General features: G+C 41.3%; 23 protein-coding genes, 1 pseudogene and 1 riboswitch. Of the genes and pseudogenes, 10 read left to right on the plus strand and 14 right to left on the minus strand.

Annotated elements, in window-relative coordinates; translation table 11 throughout:
* Positions 1-203: 203 nt before the first annotated feature.
* The 5 genes and pseudogenes from petE to H6G97_RS22430 form a co-directional block, all read right to left on the minus strand.
* Positions 204-623: a plastocyanin gene (petE, locus tag H6G97_RS22410; RefSeq protein ID WP_190942872.1), complete on the minus strand. Its 420-nt coding sequence runs from the start codon at positions 621-623 to the stop codon at positions 204-206.
* Positions 624-996: 373 nt separating this feature from the next.
* Positions 997-1,488 carry a photosystem II cytochrome c-550 gene (psbV, locus tag H6G97_RS22415; RefSeq protein ID WP_190942873.1) on the minus strand — a complete coding sequence of 164 codons (492 nt, stop codon included), beginning with the start codon at positions 1,486-1,488 and terminating at the stop codon, positions 997-999.
* A 131-nt stretch (positions 1,489-1,619) separates the two neighbouring features.
* A complete protein-coding gene (locus tag H6G97_RS22420) occupies positions 1,620-1,835 on the minus strand; it encodes a hypothetical protein (protein ID WP_190942874.1) in 216 nt (71 codons plus the stop codon).
* Between the two features lie 150 nt (positions 1,836-1,985).
* Positions 1,986-2,390, minus strand: a pseudogene (locus H6G97_RS22425) (carbohydrate ABC transporter permease); the annotation flags it as partial.
* 264 nt (positions 2,391-2,654) lie between these two features.
* The gene (locus H6G97_RS22430) at positions 2,655-4,784 is read right to left on the minus strand and encodes a tetratricopeptide repeat protein (protein ID WP_190942875.1); all 2,130 of its coding nucleotides are present in this window, start codon (positions 4,782-4,784) and stop codon (positions 2,655-2,657) included.
* Positions 4,785-4,980: 196 nt separating this feature from the next.
* Here H6G97_RS22430 and H6G97_RS22435 point away from each other — a divergent pair, with 196 nt between their 5' ends.
* The 6 genes from H6G97_RS22435 to H6G97_RS52790 all read left to right on the plus strand — a co-directional run bounded on the left by H6G97_RS22435 (position 4,981) and on the right by H6G97_RS52790 (position 11,642).
* Entirely contained in the window at positions 4,981-5,682 is a 702-nt protein-coding gene (locus tag H6G97_RS22435; protein WP_190942876.1) for a rhomboid family intramembrane serine protease, read from the plus strand.
* Between the two features lie 450 nt (positions 5,683-6,132).
* Entirely contained in the window at positions 6,133-8,784 is a 2,652-nt protein-coding gene (locus H6G97_RS22440) for a hybrid sensor histidine kinase/response regulator (protein ID WP_190942877.1), read from the plus strand.
* 219 nt (positions 8,785-9,003) lie between these two features.
* On the plus strand, positions 9,004-9,198 hold the full coding sequence (locus H6G97_RS22445; protein ID WP_190942878.1) for a hypothetical protein: 195 nt from the start codon (positions 9,004-9,006) through the stop codon (positions 9,196-9,198).
* Between the two features lie 67 nt (positions 9,199-9,265).
* On the plus strand, positions 9,266-10,600 hold the full coding sequence (locus tag H6G97_RS22450; protein WP_190942890.1) for a GTPase family protein: 1,335 nt from the start codon (positions 9,266-9,268) through the stop codon (positions 10,598-10,600).
* Positions 10,601-10,900: 300 nt separating this feature from the next.
* On the plus strand, positions 10,901-11,419 hold the full coding sequence (locus tag H6G97_RS22455; protein WP_242055097.1) for a Panacea domain-containing protein: 519 nt from the start codon (positions 10,901-10,903) through the stop codon (positions 11,417-11,419).
* Entirely contained in the window at positions 11,391-11,642 is a 252-nt protein-coding gene (locus H6G97_RS52790; protein ID WP_242055099.1) for a hypothetical protein, read from the plus strand. The genes H6G97_RS22455 and H6G97_RS52790 overlap by 29 nt, the downstream gene beginning before the upstream one ends.
* A gap of 207 nt (positions 11,643-11,849) precedes the next feature.
* On the opposite strand, the gene H6G97_RS22465 is transcribed toward H6G97_RS52790, so the two are convergent.
* Entirely contained in the window at positions 11,850-13,082 is a 1,233-nt protein-coding gene (locus tag H6G97_RS22465) for a DUF4336 domain-containing protein (RefSeq protein WP_190942880.1), read from the minus strand.
* 151 nt (positions 13,083-13,233) lie between these two features.
* Between H6G97_RS22465 and H6G97_RS22470 the strand changes: the two genes are divergently transcribed.
* The 3 genes from H6G97_RS22470 (at position 13,234) to H6G97_RS22480 (ending at position 15,512) form a co-directional block, all read left to right on the plus strand.
* A complete protein-coding gene (locus tag H6G97_RS22470; protein WP_190942881.1) occupies positions 13,234-13,854 on the plus strand; it encodes a hypothetical protein in 621 nt (206 codons plus the stop codon).
* An 89-nt stretch (positions 13,855-13,943) separates the two neighbouring features.
* Positions 13,944-14,909 (plus strand): acetamidase/formamidase family protein, encoded by a 966-nt coding sequence (locus tag H6G97_RS22475; RefSeq protein WP_190942882.1) that lies wholly within the window; start codon positions 13,944-13,946, stop codon positions 14,907-14,909.
* Positions 14,910-15,161: 252 nt separating this feature from the next.
* Entirely contained in the window at positions 15,162-15,512 is a 351-nt protein-coding gene (locus H6G97_RS22480) for a TSUP family transporter (protein ID WP_277883318.1), read from the plus strand.
* Between the two features lie 5 nt (positions 15,513-15,517).
* On the opposite strand, the gene H6G97_RS22485 is transcribed toward H6G97_RS22480, so the two are convergent.
* Positions 15,518-16,096: an NADPH-dependent FMN reductase gene (locus H6G97_RS22485; protein ID WP_190942883.1), complete on the minus strand. Its 579-nt coding sequence runs from the start codon at positions 16,094-16,096 to the stop codon at positions 15,518-15,520.
* Between the two features lie 220 nt (positions 16,097-16,316).
* Between H6G97_RS22485 and H6G97_RS22490 the strand changes: the two genes are divergently transcribed.
* The gene (locus tag H6G97_RS22490; RefSeq protein WP_479684971.1) at positions 16,317-16,478 is read left to right on the plus strand and encodes a type II toxin-antitoxin system PemK/MazF family toxin; all 162 of its coding nucleotides are present in this window, start codon (positions 16,317-16,319) and stop codon (positions 16,476-16,478) included.
* A gap of 207 nt (positions 16,479-16,685) precedes the next feature.
* Here H6G97_RS22490 and H6G97_RS22495 read toward each other — a convergent pair whose 3' ends face one another.
* The 7 genes from H6G97_RS22495 to H6G97_RS22525 all read right to left on the minus strand — a co-directional run bounded on the left by H6G97_RS22495 (position 16,686) and on the right by H6G97_RS22525 (position 23,080).
* On the minus strand, positions 16,686-17,420 hold the full coding sequence (locus H6G97_RS22495; protein WP_190942884.1) for an ATP-binding cassette domain-containing protein: 735 nt from the start codon (positions 17,418-17,420) through the stop codon (positions 16,686-16,688).
* Positions 17,413-18,897: an ABC transporter permease subunit gene (locus tag H6G97_RS22500; protein WP_190942892.1), complete on the minus strand. Its 1,485-nt coding sequence runs from the start codon at positions 18,895-18,897 to the stop codon at positions 17,413-17,415. The genes H6G97_RS22495 and H6G97_RS22500 overlap by 8 nt, the downstream gene beginning before the upstream one ends.
* Positions 18,898-19,042: 145 nt before the next feature.
* On the minus strand, positions 19,043-20,023 hold the full coding sequence (locus tag H6G97_RS22505; RefSeq protein WP_190942885.1) for a 2-dehydropantoate 2-reductase: 981 nt from the start codon (positions 20,021-20,023) through the stop codon (positions 19,043-19,045).
* 44 nt (positions 20,024-20,067) lie between these two features.
* Complete coding sequence (locus H6G97_RS22510; RefSeq protein ID WP_190942886.1) at positions 20,068-20,937, minus strand: inositol monophosphatase family protein; 870 nt, start codon at positions 20,935-20,937, stop codon at positions 20,068-20,070.
* A 272-nt stretch (positions 20,938-21,209) separates the two neighbouring features.
* Complete coding sequence (locus H6G97_RS22515; protein WP_190942887.1) at positions 21,210-21,812, minus strand: PEP-CTERM sorting domain-containing protein; 603 nt, start codon at positions 21,810-21,812, stop codon at positions 21,210-21,212.
* A 114-nt stretch (positions 21,813-21,926) separates the two neighbouring features.
* Positions 21,927-22,661 carry a cobalt-precorrin-6A reductase gene (locus H6G97_RS22520; protein ID WP_190942893.1) on the minus strand — a complete coding sequence of 245 codons (735 nt, stop codon included), beginning with the start codon at positions 22,659-22,661 and terminating at the stop codon, positions 21,927-21,929.
* Between the two features lie 2 nt (positions 22,662-22,663).
* Positions 22,664-23,080, minus strand: coding sequence for a DUF1636 family protein (locus H6G97_RS22525; protein WP_190942888.1), 417 nt, complete (start codon positions 23,078-23,080; stop codon positions 22,664-22,666).
* Positions 23,081-23,102: 22 nt separating this feature from the next.
* Positions 23,103-23,277: riboswitch (cobalamin riboswitch) on the minus strand.
* Between the last annotated feature and the right edge of the window lie 636 nt (positions 23,278-23,913).

The raw sequence follows: 23,913 nt of genomic DNA on the forward strand, positions 1-23,913 counted from the left end.
GATTAATCTCTGATTAAGTCAAATTTGATCAAAATTGGCGGTAAGAGTTCATCCTTCCATCGCTACAGGTTGTTTAGCGTCTTAGGAGATTGATAGGACTCATTACCGCCATTTCATGAATTTTGTGCGTCACTCTAGGAGTGTAGCGTGTTGCTATGAGCTAATTTCATTGAGAAATTATCTTGTTGTCAACGGCGATGTTCTTAGCCTTCGACAGTGATTGTACCAACCATGCCAGCACCACGGTGGGGTTCGCAGTAGAAAGTGTAGTCACCAGCAGGTGCGTCTGCGGGAAAGGTAGTTTTTTCCTTTTGACCAGCACTCATCAGCAAATTCTTATGAGACAGAGATTTTGCTAAAGTAGCATCCTTGGCGGGGTTCTTGGCAGGATCAAAGACAACATTATGGGGAGGAACTTTATTGTTCACCCATTCAACCGTGTCGCCTGGTTTAATGGTCAACTTTTTCGGTTCAAAAGCCAGCATTCCTTTGTCGCTACCCAATTTCACCGTGTAGGTTTCAGCCGAAGCACTGGGAGTAAAAACAGCAAAGCTGCTAACAACTAAAAGGATTGTCAACACAGCTAAACTAAGGCGTCGCAAGCTTGCCGAAATTAATTTCATACCTCTCTCCTAACATATAATTTTTTTCCCTTTCTCATTTTAAATAAAATCAACGCCAAATATGACAATCTGTCATAGATCAATTTTTTTTTTAAGAATGGGGAGCAATTTATGGCAAAAAGTTGTGCAAACAGTAATAAATACTAGGTTGACATAGCACAAAATGCCTGCCAATAAAGGTAACAGTAAAATAAGATATTTTTCTTTTTACTTTAGGAATATTTTGACTTTTAAAAAATTTTTTGTGCCCTTGTGAGAACCGAAGCAGCCAAACTTTGGTGAAAACTAGGGAATGGGGAATGGAGAATGGGGAATGAATTCTTCCCAATACCCAATACCCAATACCCTATTCCCAATGATTCAGTTCCAGAATTTAGTAATAGATTTTCCCGCCTCCCCACTTAGTGCCAACGATTTTAGGTTGTAAGAGAACATGACCGGCGATCGCCTCCAAGTCCTCATCGGTTAGATTTCGCATTGTTGTGAAAATATCGGCACTTTTGATACTGGGGTGTATTTCGGAAATTTCTTCTTCCCCGTCGTAAGTAGTGGGATTTTTCAGGTAATCTACCAAGCCTTCAATGTTGTTACGGTTAGGTGTTGCCAGTGCCAGATCCTCTGGTGTGAGTCCCACGTTCTGGTTTGTTTTGGTAACTCCCCCCGCATGACATTGGGCGCAAGCGTAATTAAATAAGCGTTTGCCTTCTTTGACTTGTTTAAGGCTGAGTACAGTTGTCTCACCCTGAGTATTTAATGGCACTGTTCGGGTAGCTTCGTCCAATTCCACTGCTGTCGCGCTACCGACAAGCAACTGAAACGAGAGTAAAACAGTAACCACCACAACGCCAATTAGTCTTCTAAACATGTTTCCCCTTAAAAATTTTGACGCTCAACACAACTAAGAACGCGATTCTCAATCTCCAAGCTGCTAATTGCTAATGACTCATTGTTTTTTGTCATTAGGTATCAGTGATTAGCCAAAGCCGAGATAACCCTTCAGGTGGCTTCGTTGTCACCCAGCGAGTCGCTAGTACCTTTTGGGCGTATTTCAGACGATATTTGGGAAATAATTGCCTTTGCATCTTCTAACGCCAAACGGGTCTTTTGGTGTTTGTAGGCGATTCCCAGTTGGTTGCACAGAGAAAACACTTTTTCTACAGGAATGCTGTAGTCGGCTGCTATCTCTGCGATCGATAGGTCTGCAAAACCCATAATGCTTATTTAACTGATAAATAGAGATTGAGTCTCTGTAATACCAATATCACGTTAGGAGTGCAATTTGTTGCCCAAAATACTGTTTGGCAGGGGGAGTGGGGAGTAAAGAAGAAGGAAAGAGTTTTCCAATGCCCTATGCCTATTAACCTTTCCCCCGGTAAAGGCGACGTTTTGAATAAAGTAACGATTAAAAAAGGCGTAAATACCTAAAGTCGGCATGAAGATTATAGAAGCCGCCATAATCTACTTCCAATCGCTGATGTATTTACCTTTAAAGGGGTTCAGCCCCAAGGGAGGGTAAACATTTCTGGCCCAAATAGGATAACTATAGGCAGTAAAAAATTATTCCAACTCCCCATGAACCCAAAAACTGGCTGCGCTGCTAGTGCTGGTTTTGCTAAAGGCTAAGACAATATATCGGAAAATTCCAAAGGTATTTAAGCCATTGAGTTGTGCTACTTGTTTTATTTCTTTAGGAAAATTAACGAAAAACTGCCGCATCATAAAGAAAAAAATCGCATTCACCATGCTAGGCACAATCATGCCTTGGTAAATTTTTCATGCTCTTTTTTGCCTCTATGGGAAATCCAGCAGCTGAGGAAAATTCGGTGGCGCAGCGGAGTGCCTGGTGCGGACTGCGGCTGTCTCTGTTGCCAAGGCATAATCTTGATGTCCGTACCAGCTACCACCGAATTTAGCCCAGCATTGCCCAGTTGCATCAACGAAGAGGCGAGGGGGCTATTAGCAGGGAGAAATGACGCCTTCCCCCTGCCTCCCCTGCTTGCCTTCAACCGTCATTTTTGTATTGGTCGATTACTAGGGTGTCGTCTGCGGTGGATTAGTAGGATTAGGATCTGGGATAATTGGCACGATTATAGGCTTTGCTTTCTCGCCTTGCAGTTGAATCTGGGCTTGATTGCGACCGTCGATTGCTTGTTGGTAATTAGACTTGTATTTTATTGCTTGATCGTAAGACGCGATCGCATCTTGAAACCGTTTCAAATTTAATAGCGCATTACCTCTGCTATACCAGCTTTCGGAATGGTCTGGTTTATAACGAACTGCCTTATTATAAGACGCGATCGCATCTTCGTATTTCTGCAATATATATTGTGAATTTCCCAGATTATACCAGACTTGATAGTCATTTTGCTTAATTTTTGCTGCTCTATTATAAGTTTTTATTGCTTCTTCATAGCGTTGACTTTGATGCAGCGACCAACCCAGATTATACCATGCTTGATAATTACTAGGATTGTATTTAATTACTTGATTAAAAGATTCAATTGCTTCTGGATAACGTCGTAAATTTAACAGGACATTACCTCTTGACAACCAAGCTTGATAATAATTTGACTGGTATTGTACAGCTTTATCATAAGCGGTGAACGCATCTTGGTAGCGTTGCAAACTTACTAGTGCATTCCCCTGATTATACCAGGCTTGCTCATAGTCTGCTTTTAAATCGACGACTTTTTGGTATGCTGCGATCGCTTCTTCATATCGCTGAGAACTTTGTAAAGCTAATCCTTTTTTGTACCAAGCTTCATAATTATCTGGTTTGAGTTCAATCGCCTTCTCGTAAGATTTAATTGCTTGGTCATATTGGTTTAAATTACTGAAAGCTTCACCCTTCGCATTCCAGACTTCTGAATTATCATTATTTAATTGTAAGGCTTTGTCAAAAGAGGCGATCGCTTCTTGATATTGGCGCAAACTTCCCAACACAAAGCCCCGTCCGCTCCAAGCTTCAAAATAATCTGGCTGAATTTGAATTGCTCTATCATACGCTGCTAAAGAATCTTTGTATTTTTTTAATTTATACAGCGTTTTGCCTTGACCATTCCAGCCTTGAGCATAATCTGGGCGGATATTAACGGCTTTTTCATATACTGCTAGCGCGTCTTGATAGCGTTGTAAATCAAAAAGCGTATTTCCTTGTTTAGATAATTCTATGGCATTATTTGAATTAATGTGATTCAAAATAAATATTGATGCTACTCCGCTAACACCAATAAAAAATATTATTAGTAAAATTTTACCTAATATACCTTTTTTTGGTTGAGGTTTATTTATATTTTTTGGTGGAGAAATAGGAGTTAATGCTATTGTTTGGTCAGGTGGTTGTGTTAACTCTTTCAGCGCTTGTAATGCTACCGTTGCCGAAGGATAACGTTGCCGAAAGTCGTAGCACACCATTTTATCTAAGAATTGAGCAAATTCTGGCGTTACTGTCGCTTTATCGTGCCAGATAATTTCGTTAGTATCAGCATCTTTTGCTATTTCCTCTGGTGATAATCCAGTGAGAGCCTGAATAGCAATTATTCCCGCAGCATAGATATCACTGCTTAATTTGGGCGTACCATGAGCTTGTTCTCCAGGGATATATCCAGGTGTACCTATAGCTACTGTTGCTAGAGTTTGACCTTGCGGTGTAATAACTTGAGTGGCAATTTGTTTAACTGCACCAAAATCAATTAAGATTAATTTGCCATCTGGTTTTCGTCTGAGGATATTTCGGGGATTAACATCACGGTGAATTACATTCTGTTGATGGACAAATTCTAAAATTGTCAAAAGTTCTTGTAAAAGTGAAATTACTTGCTCTTGACTTAGGGTTTTTCCTGATGTTAATTCTTCACTCAGGTCATGACCTTCGATCAATTCCTGTACGAGATAGAATTCGGCATTATCCTCAAAGTAAGCTAAAAGTTGGGGAATGCGATCGTGAGTTCCTAATTTATACAGAACTTGTGCTTCTGTATCAAATAAACGCCTAGCTGTCTCCAAAGTTACGGCATCAGTTGCCTGGGGTTTAAGTTTCTTAACGACACATAGGGGTGAACCGGGTAATTGGGTATCGCAAGCCACAAAAGTTTCACCAAAACCCCCACCTCCCAAGTTACTAATAATTTGGTATCTTCCTACAAGTGTGTTTCCCAGCATCTCGTTTGCCTAATTAAGTGCGATGCGATCTGATTTCAATCTTGCCACACGTTTAAGGGGATAAGGGGAACGGGGAGTAGGGAGTAGGGAGTGGGTAGCAGAGGAGCAGATAGGAATATCTGCTGTTTCTTAATTATGAATTACGTTAGCGTAGCGTTAGCGAGTCTTCGAGCGTCATTATGAATTACGAATTAGTATGATTCCTATTAGTGATAATATTCGTTGTCGGAGTAAGCCAATTATTAATTATTGGTTAATTGGTATTAATATTGCCGTCTTTTTATGGGAACTTAAACTAGAATTTAGTGGTGAATTAGGATATTTTATCAATAGTTGGGGTGTGATTCCAGCGCAGATTAGTGGGGCAATTACAAATGCACTCTTTTTTAACAACTCTGCTGCTTGGATAATTGTAATTTGGCGAACATTTTCACTACTTTTGGGAATATTTCTGCACGGCAGTTTTAGTCAAATATTAGGAAACCTACTATTTTTGTGGGTTTTTGGGAAAACTGTAGAAAATATTTTAGGGCATGGACGCTATCTAGGATTTTATCTGGCTACTGGTGCGATCGCATCTTTAGTACAAATTCTGGCTGAACCTAGTTCGACAGTACCATTGATTGGGGGCAATAGTGCGATCGCAGCTGTTTTAGGAGTATATATTATGAAGTTTCCTAAAGCTAAAATTGACACAATTTTGCCGCTAATAGTTTTCTATATTCCCCTCGAACTTCCAGCCTTTTTCTATATATTTTGGTGGTTTGTACAACAATTATTTTATGGTATCGGTAGTTTAAATATTCCTCCCGTTGGCGTAAATCAATCGGGTGCTGTCTTCTGGGGGCAAATTGTAGGATTATTGATTGGTGCAGCTTTCATGCGTCTAAAGAAATAAATTTAGCTTTTCAGTAAGTAGATAAAATAAAACTTTGTTACGCAATTTTAAGAAGGATTGAGAATTCCGAATCAAGATGCTCTTGACGAGACGCTGCACCTAGTTTACTTCTTTGCAGGAGTGCGCGGACTCGCTAATGCTGCGCTATCCGCCAGTGGTACAGAATAGCCAACTGAATTCTGACGACTGACACCTTTATTATGTTTTGATAAAATTAATTTAATTAGCTCCTAAGCTGTTCCAAATTTAACTTACATCTATTGAGCAGTGACACCCGCACTACTACGGTTATTGGAACTGTGTTTTAAATTTTTGAATTTTGAATTTTAATTTGTTTATGTGTCTTTTGATGGATTGCATTTGTTAACTTAAAAATCCATACTTATAAAAATAGATGATACCTACTCTTCAAATCAATATTGATTGTTGGAGTTGTGAGCAGTGTGCAAGATGCCAAATGTTGATAAAATTCACCTTCAATTAACTGATGAATTAGCATTTTTACGTCAGCGTGTAGCTGAGTTAGAACAATCAGAAATATATTATCAACAAAGGCAAGCAGCGCTTGAAGATCAATTAATACAACTAGAAACAAAACTGGCTATAGCAGCACAAAATACCCAGATTCGAGTTGGTGAGTATGATGTAAAAAAATGGCATTTTGAACAGGCGACATCCACAGCCTTTAATCTGCCTACAGATATGACAGTAATTTTACAGCAACTTCAACAAGAAATTGCCCAGCGGCAGCAGGTAGAAGTCTTGCTGGGGGAGAGTGAAAAAAGGCTCAAGCTAGCTCTAGAGTTTTCCCAGATGGGCTTGTGGGATTGGAATATTGTTACGAATGAAGTCATCTGGTCTGAGAATTATGAAGCGCTTTTTGGTGTGCTTCCCGGTAGTTTTGACGGCCCTTACGAAACATTTCAAAAGTGCGTTCATCCTGAAGACAGGCAATCTGTAATGCAAGGGATTGTCCAGGCTTTGGCACAAAAGACTGACTACAACGATGAATTTCGCATAATTCGCTCAGACCAAAGTCTACATTGGATTTCTGCCAAGGGAAAATTTATCTATAACGACCAGGGAAAACCTGTGCGAATGATCGGAGTTTGTATGGAAACTACTGTGTGCAAGCAAGCAGTAGAAAGTACTCGTGAACTCACGACGCAAGTCCAAGAACAGGCAAATATTTTAAATGCCATCCTCACCGCCTCAGTCGATCACATTTACATCTTTAATCGTAGAGGTTGCTATCAGTACGTTAGTCGTGATGGAGCTACTTTACTAGGCTTTAAGCCCCAAGATATTGTGGGTAAAACGATGCAAGAACTGAATTTATCTACAAATTTTGTAGAGCAGTTAGATAATCAACGACAAGTTGTGATGGAAACTGGGCAGCCAATTAAGGATGAGTGTAAATATGTTACTGCTGATGAGGTGCATTATTATGAATACATCCTCACACCATTACGGAATTCCAACCAAACTATTGAAGGCGTGATTACTGTTTCTCGTGATATTACAGAACACAAACGGGCAGAAAAATCATTACGTGAAAGTGAAGCGCGATTCCGGCGTTTGTTTGAATCTAACTTAATCGGTGTCGCTTTTTGGAATCTGGATGGCTTAATTGTTGATGCTAATGATGCCTTTCTTCAATTAGCTGGCTACACTCGTGAAGAGTTTGCCACTTTAGGTAGAATTAATTGGAAAGAACTTACTCCTGTCGAGTATGAGCATTTAGACGATCGCGCCCTTTTGGAGGTGCAAGCCACTGGAGTTTCCAGAATTTATGAGAAAGAGTACGTCCAGCGCAACGGTAAGCGAGTACCAATTGTTTTGGGGATAGCCTTGCTGGATGACTCTAAAGATAATGGTGTTGCTTTCTTACTGGATATTACCCAACGCAAATCAGTTGAGAAAGAATGCAGTAATTTACTCCAACGAGAACGAACAGCACGCCAACAAGCAGAAATCGCTAACAAAATTAAAGATGAGTTTCTAGCGGTTCTCTCCCATGAACTACGAACCCCGCTCAACTCCATTCTCGGATGGTCGAAAATGCTGCGAACTCGCAATTTTGATGAAAAAACTACTAACCGAGCCTTGGAAACCATCGAACGCAACGCCAAATTACAAACCCAGCTAATTGAAGATTTGTTGGATGTGTCTCGCATTCTTCAAGGAAAATTAAACTTGAATATCTGTCCAGTGAGCTTGGTAATGGTAGTTGAAGCAGCACTAGAGACAGTACAGCTAGCAGCACAAGCCAAGTCAATTCAAATTCAGACCATATTTGATCCCAGGTTGGGACAAGTAATGGGCGACCCAAATCGGCTTCAACAAGTTGTGTGGAATTTGCTCTCCAATGCAGTAAAATTTACACCAACAGGAGGACGGGTAGAAATTCGACTTATGGAAGCTGGTAAGCAGGCTCAAATTCAGGTCAGCGATACAGGTAAGGGAATTCCGTCAGACTTTTTACCTTATGTGTTCGATTACTTTCGCCAAGCTGATGGCACAACTACCCGAACATTTGGTGGATTAGGTTTAGGATTAGCGATCGTGCGTAAAGTTGTAGAGATGCATGGGGGAAATGTTCAAGCCGAAAGTCCTGGAGAAGGATCGGGTGCAACCTTCACTGTTGAGCTACCGCTTTTGGTTAGAAGTGAACAGATTCGGCGTGAAGAAAATGAATTTTCATCTTGTGCGCCTGATTCCCCACTCCCCTCACACACTCAAATTTTGGTAGTGGACGATGAGCCAGATATCCGCGACTTAATTACCTTTATTTTGCAAGACTACGGTGTACAAGTAACTGCCGTAGCATCAGCAGAGGAAGCATTACAAGCGCTGTCTGAGTCGATTCCAGATATTTTAATTAGCGATATTGGAATGCCAAAAACAGACGGTTATATGCTGATGCGTGAAGTGCGATCGCGATCGCCCCAACAAGGAGGATTAGTACCAGCGATCGCTCTAACAGCTTATGCAGGCGAAATGAATCAGCAGCAAGCAATAGCAGCAGGATTTCAAATGCATATTTCTAAACCAGTAGATCCAGATGCATTGGTGAAAGCGATCACTGATTTGATAAATTAGTCATTGGTCATTGGTCATTTGTCATTGTGCGTTGGTTATTATATCAATTCATGCAATTCATGAAAATCCTGATAGATATAGATTTCTCGTAGGGGCATGGCATTGCCATGCCCCTACGAGCGTGCTTGCAATACGGTTCGGTTAAAGGGGAAAGGGAAAAGGGGAAAGGTTTTAAATACATCCTTTACCCGCAAACCCATTCCCTAGACCACAAGGAAAGTGAAAAATGCTTATCCGAACCATATTGAGCGTACTTGTATCATTTTTCAAAGTGAAATAGTATTAGTCATTACAATCGCATTGTTAACCGATACAATTTCAATTCCCTTGCTACGTTTTTCTACGGCGATGGTTCGTTTAGGATTGGGAAACACCATTACCTCCAAAACGCGATCGCCCTTGATACACTACTAACGGTACTAGTTATCCTTTTGAGAATCGCTATAAGATGAGTAAAAGGGTCTTCTACGTTTGGATGGAAATGACTGAGCAACGTGATGCTGACTCACCGTCAACTAATTCTCAGCAATTGAGTGAACCGACCGATGGAGCAACTACCAAATCGGTCAATGATTTCTGGACAAACCGCATTGGTGGTGTTTGGAACAAAGCAACAACACATCTAACGCAACTCCTACCCGTAGAACAAGTGGCACAGACGCTTGTTGGATGGTTTAGTGTGAGCGAAACTCAGGTTGCAGAGATTTTAGAGAAAGTTCGAGCCGAACTGCCAACCACTGAAGCCCTCCTAATTGGTAAACCCCAAGCTGGAAAAAGTTCAATTGTCCGGGGATTGACGGGAGTTTCTGCCGAAATTGTTGGTCAGGGTTTTCGTCCTCACACGCAGCACACCCAGCGCTATGCTTATCCTTCCAATGACCTGCCGTTGCTGATTTTTACTGATACAGTAGGGCTAGGTGATGTTAAACAAGATACTCAATTAATCATTCAGGAATTAGTTGGCGATTTAAAAAAAGAGACTCGTTCCGCCAGAATCCTGCTTCTCACTGTCAAAATTAATGATTTTGCAACTGAAACGCTGCGACAAATTGCTCAACAGTTGCGCCATAAGTATCCAAATATTCCCTGTTTGCTGGTAGTTACTTGCTTGCATGAGGTTTATCCTACCGATACCGTCGATCATCCTGTCTATCCACCAGACTATCAGGAAGTCAACCGCGCATTTGTCGCAATCCAACAAGCCTTCGCAGGAATAAGCGATCGCTCTGTACTCATTGACTTTACCCTAGAAGAAGATGGCTATAATCCGGTATTTTATGGCTTAGAAGCACTGCGAGATTCCTTAGCAGAATTACTCCCAGAAGCAGAAGCCCAGGCGATTTATCAACTATTAGATCAAGAAGAAGCTGGGAAGCAACTTGGTAATCTTTACCGAGATGCTGCACGCCGTTATATTTTGCCATTTTCTATTATGTCTGCCACTCTTGCGGCTGTACCTTTGCCATTTGCGACAATGCCCGTACTCACTGCCTTGCAAGTATCAATGGTGGGATTGTTGGGTAAATTATATGGGCAAACAGTTACTCCATCTCAGGCGGGGGGCGTTGTCAGTGCGATCGCAGGTGGTTTTTTAGCACAGGCGATTGCACGGGAATTAATTAAATTTATACCAGGTTTTGGTAGTGCGATCGCAGCGTCTTGGGCAGCTGCCTACACCTGGGCATTAGGAGAAGCAGCCTGCCTTTACTTTGGTGATTTAATGGGAGGTAAGAAACCCGATCCCCAGAAAATTCAGTTGGTAATGCAAGAAGCCTTTCAGGCGGCGCAAGAACGGTTTAAGGGAATCAAACGGTAAGAAAATGTCAAATGTTGGGTTGGCTGCTTCAACTCAACTTACGATGATAGGCGATCGTACTGAGTTTAATCTAAGCTACAGTTTTGTTTGTAAGATACTTACAAAAATCATTTATCATAATATTTAGTAAATATGTACTATATATTTACACGCTCCAATTATAATAGTATGTGTGAGTTACTCTTGAAACTTGTTAAAGTCGGAAGTCTGTTTTAATTTGCGGATCTGAGTATGATCGATTGTCTTAATGCAGCTCGCTATTTTATCGCGAGAGCTTATGAGGACAGTATAGAAGCAGAAATGACCAATATGAAGGTTCAAAAGCTTCTGTATTACTCACAAAGCTTACATTTAGCCCTGTACGATGAACCATTGTTTGAAGAAGAAATCCAAGCATGGCGATATGGCCCTGTGTGTCCTCCGGCTTACAGGTTTTACAGTGAATTTGAAGCTAAACAATTACCTATCCCTACTCAAGAGTTCTTGTTACAGATTCCTAACGAAAAGAAACAACTTTTAGAAGAAATTTGGGAATATTTTGGTAGCTATCATGCCTATCTACTTAGTGATATGACCCATTTTGAGTTTCCTTGGAAGAAAGCTCGCAAAGGGCTGCCACCTGAAGCTAGATCAACTGAACCGATTCTTCTTGAGGATTTGAAAGCGTTAGGCTATCAGAAGCTAGACCTGATAGAGCGTGACAATCCTGTGTATAAATATGTAATGTCCGAAACCTTGAAGGAAGCTTTAACTTCGGAATCATCAACTCGTATTCGCAAAGGAGAAGTGCGTGACTGGCTCAACTCCCTTCTCGATTGAAGAATGCGAGAATTTCATACGTTCTTTCAAAAAACTTGCAAAAGTTCACAGAGCAGATTTTGTTGCACTTGTGGCAGAAGTCTTGGAAGATTTGATTGAAGACCAGTATCCTATCAATTCTCGTAACGAACCCTTACCTGCAAAAATTAAATTACCTCAAGGATGGTCATTTCACAAGCTCGAGTTAAAGGTTTCCAAAGGAGCTCTGGACAAATCAGATTGATGTATTTAGTCAATACAATTGACTGCGTAATTAAACTTGTATGGATTTATAGTCACGAGCAGTTTGCAAAACGTCCTGCCGACACAGATATAAAAAGCGTTATCAAGGACATCTTAACCTCTTAGCCCCTGTTGGATGTCCTTGTACTTTCACTTATGCTTTAAATGTAATTACATTAAGCTGACAAAATCTAATTGGCCCTCTATCCTACACTTTCTCTTTTGCTGCTGGCACAATACCAAACTTATTCAAACCTGTATCGATTTCTTTCAGTAGTTTAAAATCCGCCTCTGGCAAAGGATAGCTGCTACTGCTGAACAAACCCGCACTGATAGCAGGCTGCTTTTCCAAAAAAGAGAAAGCTTGGCGAAACTGATGCGGCTTGGCTTTAATCGGTGAATCAAAGTGGCAAGGAATAATCCACTCGAAGTCCCAACTAGCAACTTTATCAGCCCAGTCGATGGTTTCTTTCGGTGCGCGGTTGAGAATCAGCGTCTGTAAAATTGGCGCGACAAACAAACGCCCATCACCTCGCAGAGCATCAAATGATCGCTGCCAATTTTCTTCCCATTTAAAGGGATACAATCCAAAATAAGCTTTCTTTGAGCGTTCTGGTGCTTTCAAGGCATCTTGCAACACCTGACTCCATTGGCGGATATTTAGTGCATTGGGTTGAAAGTACAAAGCAAACAACGAGATGCGCTGCCAACCCTTACGGCGATTTACCTGAATATCTGCAACAACATCAGTAGCATCATCCTTAGCATGGAATAGTAAGGGATATGGATCTAAAAGTGCGATCGCAGGTGGATCTTCTGGGATAGACAGTACAGAATCTGTTACTAAAAGAGTATGCGATCGCTTGTGGAAAAAAGCAACTTCTGCAAACCGACCAGGGCCAAGCTCGATGGGCCCGAGCATTGCATAATCAAACTCGTCAGCAAAGGGTGTTTTGCTACTATCTTCTGGAAGTACTTGAGTTCGTTTCGGAGGTAAGCCAAGCCAACTAAGTGGGAGATTTAGCGGGAAACTCCACTGATGGGGAGCCACAAACACCTGTGCATTCGGAAAGTATCTAGCAAAGGGGCCGACGAATACCTTATGTTCTATACCGGAGATAGTTGGCAGGATAATGTACTTAACATTACCGTGTTCCGCCACCAATTCATTCACAAGCCTGATACACTCTGGGGTTGGTGCAACAGGTGCGTAGATGAGAAGACCCCCGGCTTCGAGCTTAACAACAGTCATGCGAATCGGTACAACAACGTAGAAAATGCCCTGAATCTGGTCAAAATTCCAGATTGTGTCTTTGACCACTTCTTTACGGATTGTCTGCCGCCTGCCATAAGGGTAGAGTGGCACAACAGGCCATAATCCCCATGAAAAGTCTTTTGGATTTATCTGTTGTGCATTGACTATGCGTTCATCATCAGCCACTCTGCAACCCCTCCAAATTCCCTGCTCAAATTGTTCTTATTTGCTATCCCTAAAGTTGGAGTTTAGCAAATTATTGAGATAATCAGATCAATTATTAATTCCTAATTGTAATTCGTAATATCTCCGGTGTAGTTCATTAACAATAAAAATCATGAACAAATATAGAATTTTAAAACCTGAGCAAAGTTATACTTTTAGTCAATACTTTTTGTTACCTAACCCAACAATAGATGTAGTAGCTGAGTTTGAGTACAGCTATGCTCGCACAGAGCTTGAATTACCAAGATACTTTGCTGATATTAGCTATCTAGAATTTTTGCAAAATTACTTACAGCGCAATATAAAGCTTTTTAATCCAACGGCTGAGATATCAATCAGAGAATTTATGATTGCTCCTATCCTTGCTGAAATCTGCGATCAGACAAAAGCTCAACTATATAGTGAGTATCCAATTAATGTCAATGAAAATCTCAAAGGTACTTTGGGTTATTACTTACATAAATCTAACTCTCTATTGGTGATTGAAGCAAAACAATCAGATATTAGAAGAGGGTTTACACAGCTAGCAGTAGAATTAATAGCTCTGGCTCAAACTCTAGATGATCAATCATCAATTTTATTTGGCGCAGTTACTAATGGAGATGACTGGAAATTTGGTACACTCAATAGACAACAAAAGCTAATTACAGAAGATATTAAACTCTATCGTGTTCCTGAAGGTTTAGAAGATTTGGTACGAGTACTAGTAGGCATCCTTTCATCTGAAGCTTGACAGAAATAGAAAAACAGCTTAAATACTTATTATTTAAGAAAACGCTTTTACGCAAAGAGTTTTTTGATAAGTGATTAGGCAGATATGATATGACTCATTACATTTTAAAAGCTACTAAGGAAACCGTGCATTTGGGTGGTTTCTCCCATCTGCTAGAACCAGCACTCACTATTGATTCTGGTGATACGGTTGATGTGGAAACTTATACTGGTTACTACGTTTATGACAAAGCACCACCTGAATTTGTCACACCAGAATTTATCGACATCTGCCACAATCTTCTATCAGAACGCAAAATTGCTGGGGGGCCGCATTTACTTACAGGGCCGATTTATGTGCGCGATGCCGAACCAGGGGATGTTTTAGAAGTACAATTAGATGCGATCGCACCTAGTTTACCTGTTGGCTTTAATGCCCTTCGTTCAGGTTGGGGAGCTTTACCACATCAGTTTCCTAAACCTGCTTTAAGATTCATTCCTCTAGATTTAACAAACAATATCGCAGAATTTCCGGCGGGTGCTGGCATAAAAATTCCGCTCAAACCGTTTTTTGGAATTCTTGGTGTCGCTACTCCAGAAACCTCTCGAACTTCTGTTCCACCAGGTTCTTACGGCGGTAATATCGACAACCGAGAATTACAAGCTGGTTCTCGTTTATTTTTGCCAATTTTCGTACCAGGTGCATTATTTTCTATTGGTGATGGGCATTCTGCACAGGGAGATGGTGAAGTAAATGTCACCGCCATTGAAACTTCCATGAACGGTAGAATTACCCTCAAGCTTCGCAAGGATTTACAACTAACAACACCAATTGCTGAAACTCCAACTTATATCATCACAATGGGCTTTGCTCCAACCTTAGATGAAGCTTTAGAACTGGCTTTGAAAAACATGATTAATTTTCTGGAACGCTTTGTAAATTTGTCGCCAGAAGATGCTTATGTATTGTGTAGTTTAGCTGTGAATTTTCATATCACTCAAGTTGTAAACAATCCCCACAAAGGTGTGCATGGAATGCTACCCAAATCAATCTTTTCCCATAAAATTAATTTATAATTTTTAATCTAACGATCATTTTTATCAAACAGAATTCAGGAGTCAGGAGTCAGAATTCAGCATGAATTCTGTACGACTGGTGAATGAATCTAGGGGTTTAAGACCCCCGCTAAATCTTCTCTTTCAGAGACGCTGCGCGAACATTTAGCGGTCTACAATGAGTGGCGTGTCTGAATCCCCCACTCAATGATTCTGACTCCTGAATTCTGAGCTTCTGAATTCTTCTTCAAGTCTAATATTTTTATCCAACTGTTGTTAATTGGTTTAGTTTCTGGTGTTGCTGGCGGAATGTTTGGTATCGGTGGCGGCGCAATTATGGTTCCAGCAATAGTATTAGTAATTGGTTTAGATCAGAAACTAGCTACAGGAACTTCTAAGGCTACTAAAATTTTGCCGATTGGCAAAATTTTAGTAGCCTTAGTTTACCATCGCAATGGTAATTTGAATATCAAATATGCACTAATTATTGCAGTTGCTTTGATCGTGGGGAACTTATTCGGGGCATTGTTTGCAAATCAGCCATTTATTAGCAGCGAGTTGATGAAAAAGCTGTATGGCATCTTTGTGCTAATGATAGGTATTGGTTATCTACTATCAAATTGAATAATTTAATTAAGCTTCAGCAATATTTTTGTTAAGCCATCGCCTAGCTTTTCAATAGATCCTTGCTGTTTAGGATCTACTAACGTGCCATCAGGATTAAAGGCTTCGTAAGCTTTGGTTATTGCAATTTGGTCGGGAAGTACCAAAACTTTGATGTTTCCCAAAATAGACCGCAGGTGAACCAATCCCCGCAAACCACCAAGAGCGCCTGGGGAAGCGCTCATAATAGTAGCAACCTTACCTGCAAAAGCAGCTAACGGCGCTTCATTCGGGGCTGGACGGGATGCCCAGTCAATGGCGTTCTTCAAAACTGCTGTGAGTGAACTGTTATATTCCGGCGAGGCAATCAGCAATCCTTGATGAGAAATCAGCAAATCCTTGAAAGTGCGGGCGTTGGCTGGTAGCCCTTCTTGAGCTTCCAAATCTTCATCATACAGAGGTAGGGGCAAATCGCGGAGGTCTATATAAGTCACTTCTGCGCCTGCTGCCTGAGCGCCAGCCGCCGCGATTTTTACCAATTTTTTGTTGTAAGAATCAATCCGGGTGCTGCCTGCAAAGGCGAGAATTTTAGGTATAGATGCCATAGTTAGAGGTTGATGGGAAGGATTAACCTGTTCAGGTGCATTATCCTGTTATCAGGCGATCGCTATTTGCTACCTTTAGGTTTTCTTTATAAACTGTCTCTAAGATTATAGCTAGTTAGTCGAGTTTGACCTTTTACCTTTCATCCACATTTCTGGATATTCAGCATCATGCTAACCGCAGACGGCTCACGTTGGTCTGCAACAAAAATTGCAACCCGAGTTGATACAAGTTTTTATGCAGACCTCCAGTGCAAAAGGAGTTGTGTTAGCTGACCAAATTAAAACACTCGATTGGAAAGCTAGAAGGGCAAAATTCGTTGAAAGTGTTTCACAGGATTTAATAGAAGAAGTACAGGCAAAGCTCGAAACACTAATTTTATAAAACTAATTTTATTTATATTTTAGAAGGGCGATCGCAACTTTAATTGCAACGTGAGCTGATGCATTATATCATGTCCGCTTGATTAGATTGAGAATCGCTGGCGCTGGAATTTTTTGATTTGGCAGACTTACCTACGCTAATGCCAAACGATCGCCCTGTTTTAGAAAAGTTTCAAGAATATAAAAAAAGCGGCAAATTCCTAATTTTCTAAAGCATTTTTTCCAAGAACTGTTTAGCGCGATCGCACTTAGGATTTTGGAAAAACTCGCTAGGAGTAGCATCTTCTGCTAAAATTCCCTGGTCGAGGAACATAATCCGATTAGCAACTTCTCTGGCAAAGCCCATTTCATGAGTAACGATCGCCATTGTCATTCCAGAAAGTGCTAAAGCTTTCATCACTTCCAGTACATCCTTAACCATTTCGGGATCTAATGCAGAGGTAGGTTCATCAAACAAAATCATCTCTGGTTCCATTGCTAATGCACGAGCGATCGCTACTCGCTGTTTCTGTCCCCCCGATAGTTTAGAGGGGTACACAGACATTTTTGACTCTAAACCTACCTTAGCAAGCAATTCTAAGCCATCTGCTTGTGCTTTTTGCTTGTTAATTCCTTTCACCTTTATGGGTGCATAAGTGACATTTTGCAGCACATTCATGTGGGGAAACAAATTAAAATGTTGAAATACCATCACCAACTGCTGACGCACCTTAGCAATGTTTGCCTTGGGCTTGGTGATTTCTTGATCGTGAAAATAGATTCTGCCTCGGGTGGGTTGTTCTAGTAAGTTTATGCATCGCAGAAAAGTAGATTTCCCTGAACCAGAAGGGCCTAATATGGCAACCACTTCCCCTTGATAAAATTCAGTGGAAATGTCTTTGAGTACGTCGAGTTTGCCAAAGGATTTACATAAGAATTCCGTGCGAATTACTACATTATTCACTTTCCCGTAACCTCCTTTCTAAAGCGGATGCGCCCAAGGTCATACCCATTACTAAAACATAGTAGATTAACCCTGCAAATAGCAGTGGTTCAAAATAAATATACTTGTTTGCACCAACGATTTGGGCGCTGCGTAATATTTCCACCACCCCAATGGTTGACACCAGCGCGGAATCTTTGAGCAATCCGATAGTTTCATTTACCAATGCTGGGAGAATATTCTTCAATGCTTGGGGCAAAATCACATCCCACATCATCAACCAATAGGGAACACCCATAGACATCGCCGCTTCACTTTGCCCTTTATCTACCGCTTGAATCCCACCCCTAATAGTTTCCGACATATAAGCACCAGAATTTAGGGTAAAAGTTAGCACCCCAGCCTGCAATGCTGAAATGTCATAGCCTGTAAGCTGAGGTGTTGCGTAGTAAACCAACGCCAACTGTAATAGCAAGGGTGTGCCTCGAAAAACAGAGGTGTAGGCGTTAGCAACCCAGGTAAGCGGTTTGATGCCGAGAATTTTTAATAGAGACAGTATTGTTCCCCAGATTAATCCCAAGGATACAGATAATAGGGTAAACAACAAAGTTAAAGGGATTCCCCGCAGAATAAAGGGAATGTCTGGAAGAATTCTGGTAAAGTCGAGATTTAATCCGCCTTTGGTAGGAGTTGAAGATGCAGAATTGGCGGTAGTGTTCTCTGAAAACCACTTGGTTACTAGTTTAGCCAATGTGCCATTGTCCTTCATTTCTTGAAGGACTTTGTTAAACGGTTCTACTAAGGAAGAACCTTTAGGAAAAGCGATCGCAGATCCACTTGCTTCCTCTGAGGGAATAATATTAAATTCTAAATCTGGGTTAGCTTGGGCGAATCCTTTAGCGACGGTATCCTCAATAATTGCTGCATCAATTCGTCCAGATTTAATTTCCTGAACTACTTCCGGCACTCTATTGAGTTGCTTTAGCTGAATACCCGCAAATTTTTTAGCAATTTTCTGGGCATTTTGTTCTTGTATCGTTCCTAGTTGTACACCAACTTTTTTTCCTGATAAATCTTGGGGCTGCTTCAGGCTGCTACCTTTAGGAGCGACAATGGTATCTTTGGCTTCGTAATAAATAATTGAAAAGTCAATATTTTTCTGACGTTCTGGAGTCGGAGTCATTCCAGCCATTACAAAGTCAGCGCGATTTGCTTGGAGTGCAGGAATTAACCCATTAAAATCGGATTCCATTATTTGAAGTTTAAACCCTAGTTTTTCAGCAAGGGTTTTGGCAATATCTATATCAAAGCCAACAATTTGGCGATCGCCTCCTTTTGTATCATAAAACTCATAAGGGGGATAATCTGGCGAAGTAATCATCGTCAGCGTATCTTTACCTAAAGATGAGACAGCTTTTAGAGAATTACTATGTCCGATAATGCTGATTACTAATGCTACAACTAGTATGGTTGATAGCCATATTTTCTTTTTCTTCATGAACTTGATAATTAATAAATCATTTAAATTCCGCATCTTAAACGCGTAGAATCGTGGGGAATTGAGGGTTGAAATTTAAACGCAGAGGAACGCGGAGGTAAGCGCAGAGGTACGCAGAGTAATGAAATGTTGTAATTAGCGACTGTCAAATTCTTACTTTGGTCGTCTCCAACAATTTGACGCTGGCATAAATCGCATCAATATGAGGTGTGGGAATTTGAGTAAGTTTTCCCAATTCTGCGACTGCGCCAACAATAGCATCTATCTCGGTGGGGCGTCCGGCTTCGATATCTTGTAGCATCGAGGTTTTATGAGCGCCAACATTTTCTGCGCCATTAATTCGCTGTTCTAAAGTGATGCCAAACTTTATACCCAAATTTTCCGCGATCGCTTGAGTTTCTGTCATCATTTGCCGCGCTAGTTTACGGGTGAGGGGATAGCGGCAAATATCCTCTAGAGTAGCACCAGTTAAGGCACTGAGCGGATTAAATGCCACATTTCCCCACAATTTAATCCAAATTTCTGTGCGAATTTGATTGCGGATTGGTACTTTGAATCCTGCCTGTTTTAAAGTCTGTGCTAATAATTGAATGCGTTCTGTTTTAGTGCCGTCGATTTCACCAAGAGTAAAGCGATCGCCTTCAATATGCTTAATCACACCTGGTTCAATTATCTCAGTTGCCGGGTAAACAACACAACCGATAGCGCGGTCAGCGCCGATACTAGCTTCAATAATCCCATCTGGGTCAACAGATTGAATCCGCGTATCTTCATACTCACTGCCATACTTGCGGAAGTACCACCAAGGAACGCCATTTTGGGCTGTCACCACCATCGTATCAGGGTTGTAGAGTGCAGGGAGAAAAGGTGCGATCGCTGGAACACTATGAGCCTTGACAGTTAAAATTACTACATCTTGTGGCCCGGCTACCTGAATATCGCTAGTTGCCAGAAATGGAGTTGCAATTTGGCTAGAACCGTCTGCCATGAGCAACTTCAGCCCATTTTTTTGAATTGCCTCCAAATGAGAACCACGAGCAATTAGTGTCACTGTTTCACCTGCTAGTGCCAGTTTTGCCCCTAAATATCCACCAATCGCACCCGCGCCAACAATACAAACTTTCATTTTGTTTAGGAATAGTTAGCAAATAATTAACTAATTATTGACCCTCAAACAGCTAGGCTTTCCGTCGCTTTCAGCAGGTCTTGATGAACCGATTCTGAGGCAGCTACGAGCAATCCAGGTAGGCTATAGTTTTCACAAGTATGCAGTGGTGGTAAAGTCGAACCGTCTAGAGTAGTTACAATCCAGCCAGCCTCTTTTGCAATAAAAGCGAGTGCAGCACTATCAAGAAATTTACCCGATTTGATGACTGCTCCACTTAAATCGCCACTGAGAATACCATTGAGACTGGGAATTTCAATATCACTAGAGTAATCAGTCGCTATATCGATGACTTTATATCGATCTTTTAGTAAATCTGCGATCGCATTCATTCCCCATCCCAACAAAATAGCAGGTTGGGCGGATGTTATCTGTAATGGGGCACAGGCTTCTAAGCTCATTTCCAGCGTCCCTTTAAAAGCACCTTCACCTCGAAGGGCATAAAAATAAATGTTTTGGGCAGGAGAAATGGCAATTACTGCTTCAAACTCATCCGAATTTAGAATACTGAGAATAATTTGGTAATTAGAATGTCCATCCATGTAAAATTTTGTGCCATCGATGGGGTCGAGTGTGACTAAATAATCACCTTCTGAACCGAGGTCGGTAGCGCGAAAATACTTGGTGTTGTTAGAACTTTCATACTCTTCACCATAAAAACGAATATCTGGGAAAGTCCCCAGTAACACTACTTCTACTAAATTTTGAATAGCCACATCTGCATCAGTCAGTGCGGCACTAAAAAAGTTGCTTTCTTGTCCTTTAGCGGGAAGTGCAGCAATTTTTGGTTGAAGAAAATTAGCATAAGCTGCTGCTACTTTCAGATGGGGGAGTAAAGTCTCTAAAATTAATCGAGTAGTTGGTGTTGTGGACATGACAGCAAACTCCTTTTAAAAATTAATCTACCGTTGGTAGGGGCGATAGAGTTCTATCTCTAGACAAAATTACGGTATCAATTTGAATGCAAAAATACCACTGTTGCTATATTACTTTCATCTGTATCGTCTCAAAGAGCCTATAGAAACATCACAATTTTTATCGTCCATTTAGGAGTTTAAAATCCGCAACATCAACACGTAGCTTAAATTTCAGTCTTTACCTGCGGGACGCTACGCGTAGCTTTTTTGCCTGCAAGAGTACAATGATTTTAAGAAACTTTTTCGAGTTTCTTCTGAGTTAATTTGGATGGATTGTTACGTTTGAGTACTAAAGGTACGCCAAGAGTGCCGATGATGAGTAGGCTAAAAATAGAATTGGGTTCAGGAATGGTGATGATGCTTGCAGAAAAACTAATGGGTAATTCACTATCTTCCAATCCTAAATTTTCAAAACCCGGTATAATTGGCGGTGCAGAAAAAACTTCTAAGTAACCTGGTGTCGGCAAAAAACTAGCGAAAAATGGACTAGAATAGTTTCCTCCCGAAGTGGAATACCCAAAACCGTCACCTGTTAACTGCACAGTATTAAGACTAATTAAATTGTCAACATTAAAAGGTTCATTTCCTGGTATTGGAGTTCCGGCGGGTTGCAGACCAGTAATTGTTTCACCATTTCGTGTACCAGTAATTTCAGAAATTAAGTAAAAACCCAAATCATTAGGAGTGTCATTAGTGATAAAACTACCGTTCGCGGCTATGCCAGAACCAGAATAATTCCAGTCCCAACTTAAAGCAGAGGCGGCTTGCATTGTCCCGAAAACGAATCCAGCTGTGGTAGCGAGGGCTATGGCAGATAGAGCGAGATTTTTCATAGATAATCGTTAGCGCGATCGCAAATCTTCTAGAAGGTTCCCGTGTATTATACGGAAATTGGTACAATTAGGATTATTTATTCCGCAAGGATAATTCCAGAACGATATAAGGTATTAGCAGCGCTCAAATAGCCATGCCAAAGCAGCATCAACATTACTAACTTGCTCCCCTGGCGGTATGGCTGGACGATTTACCATCACAACTTTCACGCCTAGTTCTCGCGCGGCAATAATCTTGGACTTTGTGGCATCGCCACCGCTATTTTTACTCACAATCGTATCAATGTTGTTGTGAATCAGGATTTGCCTTTCATTATTGAGAGTAAATGGCCCGCGATCGCACAATACCATCCCCGGTGGCACTAAAGCATCATCGCCAGGAGGGTCAATCATCCGCATTAGAAACCAAATTTTATCTAGGTGAGCAAAAGCGGCGAGTTCTTGCCTACCAACTGTCAAAAATACGCGCTGTGCTTGGTTTTGCAGAGATGCTGCTGCGGCTTCAACGCTATCAACTTCAATCCAGCGATCGCCACTTACCTTTTCCCAAGGCGGACGAATTAACATCAGACGGGGTACTCCAACTTCTGTTGCCGCATCTGCCGCATTAAAGGAAATCTGATTAGCAAAAGGATGGGTTGCATCAATTAATAAATCTATTTCCATGACTCGCAGATAGCTAGCCAATCCAGCCACGCCACCAAAGCCGCCAACCCGTAAATCACCCAATGGTATTGAAGGTTCACGAGTGCGCCCAGCTAGAGACGTAATTACTTCTAACCCTTGGCTAGTCGCAATGGCAGCTAATTCTGCGGCATCTCCCGTCCCACCCAAAATCAAAACGCGCATCATTAAGATAAAGATGGAATCTTTGCCAAAATGCCTTTTTTCAACGCTTCTGGACGCTCTGACCAAGGTAGTAAACCATCTGCTTTAGCATAGTATTGGCTAGCACATTCCAGTACCGCAGATGCACTAGTATCAACGGCTAAATCACCAAATAAATATGTTAATTTGCCTTTAGCAGAAAAGGCGACTACACAAGAACGATTACAGGCACTCATGCATTCAACTTCCTGAATTGGGAATTGATCTCGTAGATCCCAATCTTGTGCAAGTTGCTGAAGTTGGTGTAGAAGTTTTTGACCACCACTTTCACCTAAGCGTTTTCCATCTTGCCAAGTACTGGCACAGGTTTTGCAAACAAATAAAGTATGTTCAGCAACACCCAAGGGGCTAGTTGGGGAAATATTTACAGTAGTAGTCATCTGTACCTCGCAGAGATGTGGAACTGATAAATTTATTTCGGCGGGCATCCTGACTTACTCAATTTGGGATTTTCGATTACTTAGTTACTTAATCGCAAATTGGTTCACAGTTGCGGGACAGCGCCGGATTTGCACCGAACTTTCCCCGTTACCTCTGGTAGCTGACTCCCACCAGAACCGATTAACCTTATTAATCATACACTAGGCTCATCTGAGAATACGAAACGTCGTGCGATCGCAATAACTAATATTGGTCATTTATCTAGTTATATCATGTTCGGCAAATCACTTATAATATGTCATTGCGAATGCAACGAAGTGGAATGAAGCAATCGCAAAGGTTTGGGATTGCCGCGCTACGCTCGCAATGACATAAGTAGTAAGTCGAACATGATATTAGCGGTAGGTTGGGGAGCTACTGCGCCCTTGCGGTTTCCCGACTTGTTCGCGTAGCGTCTCCCCTTGGGAGAAGCAAGTGGCGTTTGAGGAACGAAACCCAACACTAATAATTTTTAATTTTGTTGGGTTTCACTAAAGTTCAACCCAACCTACAAATATTTTATTTTTTCAGAGTAATAAAAGACGTAATACCAATTTTTTATGAATCTGCATAGAATTCGATCCCCCCTAACCCCCCTTAATAAGGGGGGAACCGGAAACGAATCAAAGTCCCCCTTTTTTAAGGGGGATTTAGGGGGATCTCCAAGGGTTAGGTGTATACAGGACTTACGCAACTGGAACAAATAGCGAGCGGGGCGTAGCCCTACCACACGACAATTTAAATCAAACCAAGCACATAGGAATACTTGGGCGTTTTAGTTGCTGAATTAAAT

The sequence above is a fragment of the Nostoc flagelliforme FACHB-838 genome, assembly GCF_014698065.1.
Taxonomy (GTDB): Bacteria; Cyanobacteriota; Cyanobacteriia; order Cyanobacteriales; family Nostocaceae; genus Nostoc; species Nostoc flagelliforme_B.